Here is an 11,984-nt window from a genome sequence, read left to right as displayed (position 1 = left end):
TATGTATTCAAGCAATATCGAATCATCAGCCTGGCCAGTCACGAAGAAGGATACCTTCGCGAGAAGCATGTTGGTTTCCACGTTTGGCTACCTTGAAGGCGCTTCGTTGACCTTGGTCGATTTCGACGGGCAGACTCAAAAGCTGGGTGATCCTAACGCTGATCTTCATGCAGAGGTGATTATCCGCCACCCAGGATTTTACCGTCGTGTGCTGACCGGTGGCAGTATTGGGGCCGCTGAGGCTTATGTCGATGGTTGGTGGGACTCTCCGGACCTAACCGCTGTTATTCGCGCAGTTTGCCGCAACCTGCCAGCGCTTGATCGTTTGGAAAGTAAAGTGGGCTGGCTTGCCAACATTGTTACTAAGATTGGCCACTGGAAAAACCGAAACACTAAAGAAAACTCGCGTTCTAACATTTCCGCACACTATGACCTTGGAAACGATCTTTATGAGCGGTTCCTTGACCAGGAGATGCTCTATTCGAGTGGTATCTACGAAAGTGATACCGACACCCTAGAGCGTGCACAGTTTCTTAAGATGGACCGTCTGTGTCGTCAGTTGAAACTTAGCCCATCCGATCATCTGATAGAAATCGGTACGGGCTGGGGCGGTATGGCCATTCATGCTGCAAAACATTATGGCTGTCGCGTGACGACAACGACAATCTCCAACGAGCAGTATGAGTGGGCAAAAAGCCGCGTAGATCAGGAAGGGCTTACCGATAAAATCACCTTGTTGAAAGAAGATTATCGTGACCTCGAAGGGCAGTACGACAAGCTTGTTTCGATCGAAATGATTGAAGCGGTAGGCAAGCAATTTCTTACCACGTATATCAAGAAATGCGAATCACTCTTAAAACCAAACGGTTTGATGGCAATTCAGGCGATCACTATTGCTGACCAGCGTTACGAACACTACAGCAGTAACGTCGATTTTATTCAAAAACACATTTTCCCAGGCGGTTTTTTACCCTCAGTCAGCGTGCTTCTGGACCAGTTCACCCGCAAGAGTGATTTGGTAGTGAGAGATCTGAAAGACATTGGTCTTGATTACGCCAAAACGCTGGAAGAATGGCATCAACGTTTTAACGACAATCTCAATGAGCTTACAGAACTGGGGTATGACGAACGTTTCGCACGACTCTGGCGGTACTACTTTTGCTACTGTGAAGGTGGCTTCCGCGAACGTACCATTAGCACGGTTCAGTTAGTGCTAAGCCGTCCAGATTGGCGCGAATAACCCCAATGTGAGTAAGGAGGAAGCATGCGAATTGTCTTGATATCACTGGCATTCAACGCTTACTGGTTTGCTGCTGTGCTGGGCCAAAACAGTACGCTTCCTTTCCTAGTGCTTGCCCTTATTGGTGCTGTGTTGCTCGATAGAGGCGTGTTGTTTGCTACGCCACTTTTTACGCTGATCGGTGTAGCAGGCGACAGCGTACTGACCCACCTACAAGTGTTGAATTTCGATACCTCCTATGTGCCTTTATGGCTTGGGTTCCTGTGGGCAGGATTTGGAACTTACATCTGGCTGGTTCGAGATTGGCTGATGGAAAAGCCGCTCTGGCTACTCACTATTGTCGGTGCTGTCGGGGGAGCAGGGAGCTACCTAGGAGGAGAGCGCCTTGGCGCGGTTGAGTTCTCTATGACGCTTGTGAGCACTGTGCTTGTCCTTGCTGCTGCTTGGTTCATTTACAGTGTTGTTTTCCTTGTCATCTTAAAACGTCTTTCAAGGAAGGGGGAGACATGTTCAAAATCACATCTTTCTATGACAGAAAAGTCGCTGGCCGAAAAAGAATAGCTGCGCTTTTTTCTGCATTCGTCATAGCGCTCACGCTGTCTACACCAATCACAGCTAGTCCCACAGGTATGCAAACCGCAGAAGACTGGGTGTGGTGGAAACCTGTCGGTGCGGCATCTCTTACTTGGGGATTCTGGAAAATCTACGACAGTGAACTTAGAACCCCTTCAGGTGAGTTTGAACCAGCTTCTGGGGAGCCATTGGCGCTGGTCATCACATATAGCCGCGACATCGATGCTGACGACTTACTCGATGCAACAGTCGAACAGTGGGAGCACCTTGGGTTTAGTGAACAACAAACCCAAGAATGGCTCCCTCAAATGCAAAATGCGTGGCCTGATGTGAAAGAAGGTGACCGACTTATTTATGTTCTGTCAGAAGATCAAGGACAGTTTTTCTATCAGCCCGAACAAGGTAAAGCATCTCCTTACGGAAAACTGAGAAACGCGGACATTGCCAATGCGTTTTCCGCTATTTGGCTTTCGCCGGCAACAGCGTACCCATCACTTCGTCTAGCTCTAATTGGAGGAAATCCTGAGTGAAAAAACTTATCGCCGCTTTTGCATTGATGACCGCACTAGTTGGATGTTCAGCTTCCCTTGAAGATTACAAAGCGTCTAGCCCCAACTTTAATCTGTTTGAATATTTTGAAGGGGAAACCTTGGCGTGGGGTATGGTCCAGGATTATACCGGCAAACAAACCCGTCGGTTCGAAGTCAGCATTACTGGCACCGTGGTAGGCGATCAGATCACCTTAGATGAAGATTTTATCTTCGATGATGGTGAGAAACAAAAACGCATTTGGACGATAAAGCGCCTTGAAGATGGAAGCTATGAGGGTACAGCAGGTGACGTTGTCGGCACAGCGAAGGGGAGTGAATCTGGCAATGCCCTCAATTGGATCTATGACCTCAGCGTAGAAGTGGGCGACAATACTTATGTGCTGACACTCGATGATTGGCTTTACCGTCAGGACGAAAAACGAGCCTTCAATCTCACCTCGATGAAAAAATTCGGCGTCGAGGTCGGTAAAATATCAATTTTCTTTGAAAAACAAGACTAACCTGCACCTCTTGCCATACTCACAACCCGCTGCACGATCCACCTCAGTAGCAGCGGGATATCATCTTCCAAATGCTGCTCTGTGTATTCAATGATGGCCAAGGCCGCATCGGGTTTTGCGTACTTCTTCAGAGCACGCGCGATGATTTTCTTCGGGGCAATGTAGGTATTACCTTCAATATGCGCCATTTCCCGAAACAGTGGCTCGTATCCGTGGTTAAACAGGTAATGCTCAATGTCTCTGTCTGGAAGCACAGTAAGGCGGTGCTTCTCTTTTTCTCCATCAAGCTTACTGCGAGCCGTATGGGCGTATTTTTGGCCTGCCATATCGCCATCTGCAATAACATGCCACTCAATACCCAAAGCGATAGCTAGCTTAATAAGGGGTTTAAGACCGCTTTGTGCAAATTCGATCAATTGGACACCTTCTGCCGCCAGGTCATAGCCTTGAATACGTGCCATTTCGTTGAATAGCCAAACTTCCGTTTCTCCTTCCACCAGCAGCCAACAACGGGCGAATAGGGCGCTTGGGCGATGAAATCTGACATGGAATGACACCCGGCGCTCTTCGTCTTTACTAAGGCTGTTGTGTGGGACTTGATGAGAATCGGTTTGGGTAGCGCCACGCTCTAATCGTCTTATGCTGTTGAGGGGAACGGCAGAGAGCAAATCCCCACTATTGGTGGTCAGAATTTTCTGCATAGGCATTAAACTGATGAGTCGCCAAGCTTGATTGAGCAAGGTTGGATGCAGCCGGCTTTCCGGATCTTCGAAGATCACAATGGGTCGGGCGTTGGCTTTAAGCTGCTTAGGCCCCCGCGCCCGGACAAAAGTACTCAGCAAGCCCATCAGCAGTAGGCGACTGTGATTCGACGTGTTGTTAGCGACCATCTCTAACGGATGTACATAATTAGCGCGCATGTTCAGGTGCCTTGAAGGCTCTATCTCTGCGGGTGACCGGTTATGACTATCAAAAGCAAAATAGTGGTCGAGAAGCGTTCGCATCGCTTTTAGGCCACTACGCACCTCGCCTTTATTCACATGACCGGGTTTTTGTTGAAGTCGCTTGACCGTGTTCTCCAACCGCTTTTCCAACCTCGTTTTATTGCCGTTCAAATCCAGGTCGCTGTCGCGTAAACGACGAGCATCTTGAATACGAATAATTGGGTGCAGAAAAATGAGCTTACGCGACAGACTTTCACTGTTTGGTGTCTCGATGATGGCACCGTTCTTATCAAGGAAATCACGCGTTACCGTGATTTTTCCATCAACATGAAGCGCGTTGATATGAAAATCGAGTCGGCGCAAGCCATTGTCATCACTGCCATTCCAAACTTCATTGAACGGACGATATCGCCTAGCTCTGTGTTCACCAGAGAAGGTCTCGACCCAACGAAAGATGATCTGAATTTGGTTGGTTTGGGCGTTGCCCAAGGTATAGTCGATATGGAAATCGGAGCGGACAAAATCGTAATGCTCGCCGGAAGATGGTAAACAAAGTGAAAGGGCGTCTAGCAGTGAACTTTTACCCCAAGCGTTTTCACCGATGAGTACAGTGAGCTCATCAAGACTCAGAGATAGGCGTCGAATGCCTCTGAAACCGGAAATCTCAATACGGTCTAACTTCATAATCACCTCTCTCTTAAGCCTAGGGTCTGTTGACCCTTAGTGGTTAAATTTTTGTTCTAGCCATAAGCGTTTTAGGTGTGGCGAGGTGTGTAAATCACGGTTTTATTGATCTAACAGTTTTTTCTGTTTTCTATCAGCTGATTGTGACACATTTGTAATAGTCATATTTTTTGGTGCATCCCGAAACGAATATAAAACGTCTCTAATCGGGTCATATACTTACCCAAACCCAAACAACATCAAAAATGGCTTTGGAACAAAAATAAGGAACGAGAAAACCCATGCTATCTTTCGAAGCTCTTCAGGTACTGGATGCCATTGACCGTAAAGGAAGCTTTGCCGCGGCGGCAGACTCTTTAAATCGAGCCCCTTCATCGTTAAGCTATCAAGTTCAAAAACTTGAGCAGGATTTAGACCTGGTGATTTTTGATCGCTCAGGCCATAAGGCTATCTTTACGGACGCTGGAAAGCTGCTTCTGGAAAGAGGACGTGTTCTGATGAATGCCGCAGACGAACTGGTGGCAGATGCCAAATCGCTGGCCCACGGTTGGGAGTTAGACATTACCATCGCCTTTGATGGGCTGTTAACTGCTCGCCATTTTTTTCCGCTGGTGGATAAGCTGGGGAGAGAAGCCAGCACACGTGTTCGTCTTCAAGAGGAGATCTTGGCCGGTGCTTGGGAATCACTTGAAGAAGATCGCACAGATATCTTAATTAGTCCCAAGCCACCTGCAGCGCCTCCAGGAATTAAAATGCAGGAAATTGGCTTTTCTGATGGCTACTGGGTTGCAGCCGCAAACCACCCTATCCATCGTCACTCTAATCCTTATGATGCTGATGTACGTCGTTTATACCGAAGTATTTCTGTGGCGGACTCAGCGCGGAATGCGAAGACATATACCTTCAACATCCTTGATGAACAACCCCGCTTGACCGTTTCCTCCATGACAGAAAAATACCATGCAATTCTTGATGGCTATGGTATCGGAACCATGCCGGATTGGTGGGTGAGCAAAGATATCGAAGACGGTCGCTTAAAAATCATTGAGGGTAGTGAGGCTTACAAACTTTATTGGGTGATGGCGTGGAAACGCAATCGTATGGGGAATGCGAAAAGCTGGATGATTCGTGAAATTCCACGATTACTAAAAGTGATTCAGCCGATTCCCGAAGAGAAAGTAGGATAAAGACATTGGTCCGGTAATATGGCGGATCATTTTATCTTTACTTTAAGCACTGCACGGAGCAAGCAATGATCAGACACGTACTGCTGGTAAAATTCAAACCGACGTCAAATGACGCGGATTTTGAAGAAATTCGCGAAGAGTTTATGTCGATGACTGATCGTGTCGAAGGGGTTGTTTCTGTTGAGTGGGGCGAGAATGACAGCCCGGAAGGTAAAAACCAAGGCTACACTCATATTGTCTTTATGACCTTTGCTAATGAAGAGGGACGCCAGAGCTATTTATTTCACCCAGAGCATGAGGCATTGAAGGAGGTGTTCGTACCGCATATTGAAGACATTATTGTGGTGGATTACACCTTACCTTCTGCTTGATTCGGATGGGCATTGAACAGCAAAAAGCCGCATCGAGCGGCTTTTTTGACAGCATTTAACTAGTGCGCTTAAGGTTAGAGCGTCATGTCCATTTCAACGATGCCGTCCTGTAGTTGAACATCGATAGTGAACCCGACTTTTTGCGCCAGAGCAATCATCCCTGAGTTTGAAGGCATGGTCATGCCATTAAAGCGCTGAAGGCCACTTACTCGACCATAGCTGATGATTTTCTCCATTAGAATTCTGCCAAGTCCCATGCCTTTAAGATCCGAACGAACTAAAACCGCAAACTCGGCATCAGTGTGTTTTGGGTTGGCCAGGGCACGCACCACGCCGAGTATTTCATCAGAACCTTCGTCCAATCGATGAACGGCCACAAAAGCCATCTCGCGGTCGTAATCAATCTGGGTTAGGTTTGCCAACGCTTCATGATTTAACTCACCTACATCCGAGAAGAAGCGTTTATAGAGATCTTCTACCGATACATGTTCGATAAAGGACTTATGGTTAGGCTCGTCTTCTGGAAGGATTGGGCGCAGTAAAATAGCTCTACCATCTTTCAATTCAGCGCGTTCCTCCATCTCTTTGGGATAAGGACGAATCGCCAAGCGGGTATTAGCATCACCTTCAAACGGTCTGAGCTGAATAGATGCATCCAGCACCGTGAAGCTGTCGCCAGTTACCAGCAAAGGATGGATGTCCAGCTCAGTGATTTCAGGAAAATCAATTAAAATCTGTGACAGTGTCACTAAGAAATGGCACAGCGCGTTTACATCGAAATTGTAGGGATGGCCGCGTTGGCGGAGCTTTCCACTTTTGATCGCACCAATCACCAAGTAGCGTGCAAGTGCCATGTTGAGCGGCGGAATCGCAACGGCCGCATCACGGTTTACATCCCATTCTGAACCGCCTTCTCCCAACAAAATCACAGGGCCAAACACAGGATCGTGGCGCACACAAACACGAAGTTCCTGTGACCCTGCGCGGTTTGCCATGCTTTGAATTTGTAGACCTTCGATACGGGCTGTCGGGTAGGTCATGCTGACACGGTTCAACATCAGTTGCGCTGCATTTGCTACTTCGGTGGCGTTGTTTAAATCCAGCATCACGCCGTTAACGTCAGATTTGTGAGCGATGTCTGGAGAGCGGAGTTTAACAGCAACGGGGTAGCCGACCTGCTCGGTAATCTGGGCGGCTTCAGAGGCATCAGACGCTAACCATGTTGCCATCACATTGATGCCATATTTTGAAAGAAATGGACGCGCCTCATGGGTGGTCAGCGTGCGTAGGTTCTCTTCCAAAGCCTGTTGGATTAGGGCTTTACCGCCTTCCACATCGTAATCAATTTGACCGATAGAAGTCGGCGTTTCCATCAGTTGTTTCTTGTTTCTCCGATACTCAACCAAGTGCATAAAGGCGGTGACAGCACTTTCCGGCGTTCGATAGGCAGGAAAGCCGGCATGAGCGAAAGCGAGTCGTGCGACGGTGGCATCATCACTTTCACCTTGCCAATTGGTCAGAATATTAAAGCGTTTGGCTCGTTGTGAGTTTTTCAGCATATCCGCCAGCGCTTTTGCTGTTTTTAAGCCAGGTGCAGTCACAGAAGGAGAGTGCAGGATTAGCAGTGCATCGGCTTCGTCACTCTCAAGTAGAATTTCTGTCACCTTCTTATAGCGCTCAGTATCTGCATCACCCACGATATCGACAGGATTTGATTGCGACCAACTGGCAGGGAGAATGGCATCAAGCTTCGCTTTGGTTTCTTCGCTGAGTACGGCCAGTTTACCGCCCATTTCCAACAAGGTATCGACTGCCATGACCGCAGGGCCGCCGCCGTTGGAAATTATCGCGAGTCGTTCACCACGCAGAGGAACGGAGTGAGAAAGTGTTTCTACTGCCGCAAATAGCTCGTGTGTTGTACGCACCCGCAACATACCTGAGCGTCGAATGGCTGCGTCATAAGCGCCGTCTAATCCAATGTCATTTTCCTGCAGATGAGGAAGGATAGAAGCGCCTTCGGGTGTACGTCCGCTTTTCAGAACCAGAACGCGACGGTTACGGGATGCCGCTCTGGCAGCGGAAATAAATGCGCGGGCATCCTGAATATTGTCGATATAAAGTAGAATGGCATCTGTTTTACTCTCGCGGCTCAAGTAGTCCAGCAGCTCAGGGAAATCGATATCGCTGGCTTCGCCCAGAGAGATAAATGTGGAAAACCCGATTCGGCGGTTACGTGCCCAATCAAGAATAGTGGTGCACACCGCAGCGGACTGAGAAACGAAAGCAATGTTCCCGCGATTTGCCGGAATGGGAGAGAAAGAGGCATTCAGATTCAACCAAGGCAAGATCAATCCGAGACTGTTCGGACCAATCACCCGCATCGCGTACTGTGAGGCAATGTCTCTCATCACTTCAAATTCACTGCGACCATCTTCGGCTTTGGTTTTCTTCATGCCAGCCGCCAGTATAATCGCGACCTTCACACCTTTTTCGCCCAATTGACGAATCAGTTCGCTATTGCGTGAGGCTTGTGTGCAGAGAATCGCGAGATCAGGAATGAGAGGCAAAGCCTCAATAGTCGGATAAGCGAGGATCCCGGCAACAGCCTGGTATTTGGGAGTGACAGGCATGATGGGACCTTGGAAGCCGCCTGATTGTAAGTTGCGAATAATTACGTTACCTGCGCGTCCTTTTGTGTCAGAAGCACCGATAACGGCAATTGATTTTGGTTTAAACAGCGTATCCAGGCTGGTCATTTCGCTCTCCGACTTGGTAACCCTTATACAGTTTACTGTTTTTCACTGCACGATGTTTCAATCGGTTAGCGTGGCTGTGATCCGTAGCTAAAAGCACCGTCAGATAGCTAGAAACCGCGAAATGATGTGTGACATGTGGCAGATACTTATCAGAGTGGGCTTGGTTTAAGTTGAATGAATGGCGGGGTGGGTACAGAATAAGGGCAGTGGCTCCTAAAAGTAGAATATTCATGAAGAAAATCCTTTCGATCGCTTTTACTCTTGCGCTTGCCGGTTGTGCCGGGGGTACCAGCACTACTCAAATTCTGACCCAATCTTCTGAAGAAGAAGTGATGCCAGTGACTGAAAATATGGCTCCTGCTTCAAAACCAGAGATGACAAAGCCGATGCCCAAGCCTGTTTCGGCAGAAAAACCAAAAGCGCCAGCGCCTAAACCAGTTATGACTGCGCAGAAGAAACCGAAGCCGGTACCCAAGCCAGCCAAGAAGCCGTCTGCGACTTCATCGTCAACTTATACCATTCAGGTTATCGCACTGAGCCACAATAAGGGCTTCAGCGAGTACATCAACAGACTGCCGTCTGATAAGCCAGTTTGGTCAAATAAGAAGATGGTCGATGGTCTGCCTTGGTACACCTTGCTCTACGGTGAGTTCAAATCCAAAGCTGAAGCGCAAAAAGCGCTCAAAGCATTACCCAATGACATTAAACAATACGGTCCGTTTATCCGCTCATTTGCTTCCATTAAGTCGTCTGCGACACCAGAAGTTAAACGCTTGAACTAAACTGATAAATCAATTTGAAAAGAGAGCTCAGGCTCTCTTTTTTCTTGCTTGTAGTTTTACGCACGGGGTAAGTGGTGGCTTATGAATCAAGCAATGACGGGTTTTTGCGCGATCACGCAAAATTTGCCAGTTATTTGCGTTTGATTAAGTGAAAGCGCCAATGTGTTTGTTTACTATACCCAAACGACCTGAATGCGAGCATCTTCAGGTCGTTTGGGTATAGTAGGTGCCTCACGGATTGTGCGATTAGATTTTGTTATCCCTGAGCGATTTATCGGGGCGAAGTAGGAATGGTCATGAACCCAACTCAAGTATTGTTGCTGTGTGGTGGCGGTAGCGCTGAACATGAAGTATCGATGGTGTCAGCAAATTATCTGGAATCTGAATTAAAGAAACTGCCAACCGTTTCAGTTGTTCGTGTTGAAATCACTAAAAATGATGGCTGGAAAGACAGCAACGGACAAGATTGTCGCCTGAATCTGGATAAGACGCTTAAGGTAGGTGATGAAGTTATCGACATCGATTTTGCCGTACCATGTATTCACGGATTTCCAGGCGAAACCGGCGACATCCAATCTCTGTTTGAGTTAGCTGGTGTTCCTTACATGGGGTGTGATTCTTCTGCCAGCAATGTTTGCTTCAACAAAATCACTTCAAAGCTCTGGTTTGATGCCATTGGCATTCCAAACACCCCTTATGTTTTTCTGACTGACAACAACGAAGACAGTATTAAAAAAGCGGAAGATGCTTTTGACCGCTGGGGCGCAATTTTCGTTAAAGCAGCGTGTCAGGGTTCTTCCGTTGGTTGCTACAAAGTGACAGACAAAAAAGCCGTTCGCGAATCGGTTGAAGGTGCGTTTGGCTACTCTAATCAAGTGTTGGTTGAGAAAGCCGTTCGTCCACGCGAATTGGAAATTGCCGCTTATCATTATGATGGCCAAGTCATTGTGACGCGCCCTGGTGAGATTGCTTGCCCAGAAGACACCTTCTACACCTACGAAGAGAAATACAGTGAAGGAAGCCACAGTCAGACGACAGTGGAGCCAAAGAGTCTGACGGAAGAGCAGGTAGAAAAAATGCGAGAGTATGCAGAGAAGGCATTTGTTCACTTGAAACTGAAAGACTTGTCCCGTATCGACTTCTTCCTAACCCCCGAAGGTGAAGTCCTGTTGAACGAAATCAATACCTTCCCTGGTATGACGCCGATTTCAATGTTCCCAAAACTCGTCGAGCACAATGGTCATACTTTCTCTGAGTATTTGGCTAGCTGTATTCGCTCAGGCGTTAAAGTCGGTTAGAGCCATCGGCTCCTAATCCTTATCCAGCTTACGTTTGAACTTATCCATAGCCTCGTCTCTTGCCTGTTTATTTCCTACATACTGTGCTGGCATAGCGGGGCTTTTCCATCTTCCTTGTTGCTGAATTTCTTTTATTGTCAAACCAGAGTCTGACAAATCCTGACTGGCACCTACACGTGGCGATTGGCCAGAGAAAGTTAGTGTGCCCTGAACGCCCAATTCCTCTGCAGCTCGGCGAAATACGCGATAAATGGAAGAATGATCCATTGGTGCGTCACCAAGCTGCTGGTGTTTATTAATACGACGCAGCAACGGGCCTTCCGACATGGCTGTCATTTCAAACCATTGTTCAATCAAACCCGAGGCTTCCGAAGAAAGCTTCATGACGTTATCAGAAATTTGAAGCGTGAAACTATCTTCCATTTTGGTTAGGTCTTCAAATTGAATAGCTGCCAACTCACTTCGCTTTAGCATGCATTCGAAACAGAGCGTCCAGATCAACAAATCTCTGATGTCTTTCAAGCGGTCACTGGTGCAGAGTTTGGAGTGAAGTGACTGAAGGTGATGATAGTGGAATGCATTGGCCTGACCTGCTTCATCTGCTTTGTCCTGATATAGCTTGTTAAGCGTAAAGCGAACTTCTCTGTGCCGGGTAGGGTCGGATTGGCTGTGTATTCGATGCATCATAGATACAGTGATGATATAGCGCTTAATACTAGAGGCTTTCCGGATTGTGGCTTTTGCTTCCACAAATCGACGAACTGCTGTCACGGCTGCAGGTAGGGGAGAAACGTTGACTTCCCGACAGTAATCGACGAAAACCTGCCAATCATTTTGGAAACTCAATAAGGAATTTTTGCTGTAAAGGCCTTGGGTGAGCGCATGCCATTCTTCAAGTGATACATTCCCTTGTTTAAACAGCGTAATGCTTCGTTTTACAGTGTTTGGGTCAGTGATAGCTTCAATTTTTTTCATTGCTTTAATGCACTATAACTAAATTGCTTTACTCATTATTATCACATCCAATCCGAAGTGTTGGAACCAACGTTGATCACATAACTTATTCATATGTCGCCAACTTTTACAGTCTACAAAAAG

At 47.4% G+C, this 11,984-nt stretch carries 11 protein-coding genes; 8 read left to right on the top strand and 3 right to left on the bottom strand.

Annotation, left to right across the window (positions count from 1 at the left end; translation table 11 throughout):
* Position 1: 1 nt before the first annotated feature.
* The 4 genes from K6Q96_RS20730 to K6Q96_RS20715 are packed head-to-tail and all read left to right on the top strand — an operon-like array spanning position 2 to position 2,864.
* Positions 2 to 1,240 carry an SAM-dependent methyltransferase gene (locus K6Q96_RS20730; protein WP_251882332.1) on the top strand — a complete coding sequence of 413 codons (1,239 nt, stop codon included), beginning with the start codon at positions 2 to 4 and terminating at the stop codon, positions 1,238 to 1,240.
* Between the two features lie 24 nt (positions 1,241 to 1,264).
* The gene (locus tag K6Q96_RS20725) at positions 1,265 to 1,801 is read left to right on the top strand and encodes a DUF2878 domain-containing protein (protein ID WP_251882331.1); all 537 of its coding nucleotides are present in this window, start codon (positions 1,265 to 1,267) and stop codon (positions 1,799 to 1,801) included.
* Positions 1,747 to 2,343, top strand: coding sequence for a chalcone isomerase family protein (locus K6Q96_RS20720; RefSeq protein WP_251882330.1), 597 nt, complete (start codon positions 1,747 to 1,749; stop codon positions 2,341 to 2,343). The genes K6Q96_RS20725 and K6Q96_RS20720 overlap by 55 nt, the downstream gene beginning before the upstream one ends.
* A gap of 26 nt (positions 2,344 to 2,369) precedes the next feature.
* Positions 2,370 to 2,864: a DUF3833 domain-containing protein gene (locus K6Q96_RS20715; RefSeq protein WP_251882364.1), complete on the top strand. Its 495-nt coding sequence runs from the start codon at positions 2,370 to 2,372 to the stop codon at positions 2,862 to 2,864.
* Here the strand turns inward: K6Q96_RS20715 and K6Q96_RS20710 are convergent.
* Complete coding sequence (locus K6Q96_RS20710; protein ID WP_251882329.1) at positions 2,861 to 4,492, bottom strand: DUF2813 domain-containing protein; 1,632 nt, start codon at positions 4,490 to 4,492, stop codon at positions 2,861 to 2,863. The two genes, K6Q96_RS20715 and K6Q96_RS20710, sit on opposite strands and share 4 nt — an antisense overlap.
* A 281-nt stretch (positions 4,493 to 4,773) precedes the next feature.
* On the opposite strand from K6Q96_RS20710, the gene K6Q96_RS20705 reads away from it, so the two are divergent.
* Together K6Q96_RS20705 and K6Q96_RS20700 are read left to right on the top strand one after the other, a co-directional pair.
* Positions 4,774 to 5,679 (top strand): LysR family transcriptional regulator, encoded by a 906-nt coding sequence (locus K6Q96_RS20705; protein ID WP_251882328.1) that lies wholly within the window; start codon positions 4,774 to 4,776, stop codon positions 5,677 to 5,679.
* 65 nt (positions 5,680 to 5,744) lie between these two features.
* On the top strand, positions 5,745 to 6,050 hold the full coding sequence (locus K6Q96_RS20700; RefSeq protein WP_251882327.1) for a Dabb family protein: 306 nt from the start codon (positions 5,745 to 5,747) through the stop codon (positions 6,048 to 6,050).
* Between the two features lie 74 nt (positions 6,051 to 6,124).
* Here K6Q96_RS20700 and K6Q96_RS20695 read toward each other — a convergent pair whose 3' ends face one another.
* Positions 6,125 to 8,806: a bifunctional acetate--CoA ligase family protein/GNAT family N-acetyltransferase gene (locus K6Q96_RS20695; protein ID WP_251882326.1), complete on the bottom strand. Its 2,682-nt coding sequence runs from the start codon at positions 8,804 to 8,806 to the stop codon at positions 6,125 to 6,127.
* Between the two features lie 230 nt (positions 8,807 to 9,036).
* Between K6Q96_RS20695 and K6Q96_RS20690 the strand changes: the two genes are divergently transcribed.
* Positions 9,037 to 9,588, top strand: a complete 552-nt coding sequence (locus tag K6Q96_RS20690; RefSeq protein WP_251882325.1) for an SPOR domain-containing protein — start codon at positions 9,037 to 9,039, stop codon at positions 9,586 to 9,588.
* Positions 9,589 to 9,884: 296 nt separating this feature from the next.
* The gene (locus tag K6Q96_RS20685; RefSeq protein ID WP_251882324.1) at positions 9,885 to 10,886 is read left to right on the top strand and encodes a D-alanine--D-alanine ligase; all 1,002 of its coding nucleotides are present in this window, start codon (positions 9,885 to 9,887) and stop codon (positions 10,884 to 10,886) included.
* A 12-nt stretch (positions 10,887 to 10,898) separates the two neighbouring features.
* Here K6Q96_RS20685 and K6Q96_RS20680 read toward each other — a convergent pair whose 3' ends face one another.
* Positions 10,899 to 11,861, bottom strand: coding sequence for a tyrosine-type recombinase/integrase (locus K6Q96_RS20680; RefSeq protein ID WP_251882323.1), 963 nt, complete (start codon positions 11,859 to 11,861; stop codon positions 10,899 to 10,901).
* Between the last annotated feature and the right edge of the window lie 123 nt (positions 11,862 to 11,984).

The organism is Grimontia kaedaensis (assembly GCF_023746615.1).
In the GTDB taxonomy this organism is placed as follows: domain Bacteria; phylum Pseudomonadota; class Gammaproteobacteria; order Enterobacterales; family Vibrionaceae; genus Enterovibrio; species Enterovibrio kaedaensis.
Note: the sequence above shows the minus strand (reverse complement) of the source record. Positions and strands in the feature narration are given on the sequence as shown.

Excerpts from the sequence above, each read along its gene's own strand:
- K6Q96_RS20725 (WP_251882331.1), top strand. The coding sequence starts at position 1,265 with ATGCGAATTGTCTTGATATCACTGGCATTCAACGCTTACTGGTTTGCT.
- K6Q96_RS20700 (WP_251882327.1), top strand. The coding sequence starts at position 5,745 with ATGATCAGACACGTACTGCTGGTAAAATTCAAACCGACGTCAAATGAC.
- K6Q96_RS20710 (WP_251882329.1), bottom strand. The coding sequence starts at position 4,492 with ATGAAGTTAGACCGTATTGAGATTTCCGGTTTCAGAGGCATTCGACGC.
- K6Q96_RS20685 (WP_251882324.1), top strand. The coding sequence starts at position 9,885 with ATGAACCCAACTCAAGTATTGTTGCTGTGTGGTGGCGGTAGCGCTGAA.
- K6Q96_RS20730 (WP_251882332.1), top strand. The coding sequence starts at position 2 with ATGTATTCAAGCAATATCGAATCATCAGCCTGGCCAGTCACGAAGAAG.
- K6Q96_RS20715 (WP_251882364.1), top strand. The coding sequence starts at position 2,370 with ATGACCGCACTAGTTGGATGTTCAGCTTCCCTTGAAGATTACAAAGCG.
- K6Q96_RS20720 (WP_251882330.1), top strand. The coding sequence starts at position 1,747 with ATGTTCAAAATCACATCTTTCTATGACAGAAAAGTCGCTGGCCGAAAA.
- K6Q96_RS20680 (WP_251882323.1), bottom strand. The coding sequence starts at position 11,861 with ATGAAAAAAATTGAAGCTATCACTGACCCAAACACTGTAAAACGAAGC.
- K6Q96_RS20690 (WP_251882325.1), top strand. The coding sequence starts at position 9,037 with ATGAAGAAAATCCTTTCGATCGCTTTTACTCTTGCGCTTGCCGGTTGT.
- K6Q96_RS20695 (WP_251882326.1), bottom strand. The coding sequence starts at position 8,806 with ATGACCAGCCTGGATACGCTGTTTAAACCAAAATCAATTGCCGTTATC.
- K6Q96_RS20705 (WP_251882328.1), top strand. The coding sequence starts at position 4,774 with ATGCTATCTTTCGAAGCTCTTCAGGTACTGGATGCCATTGACCGTAAA.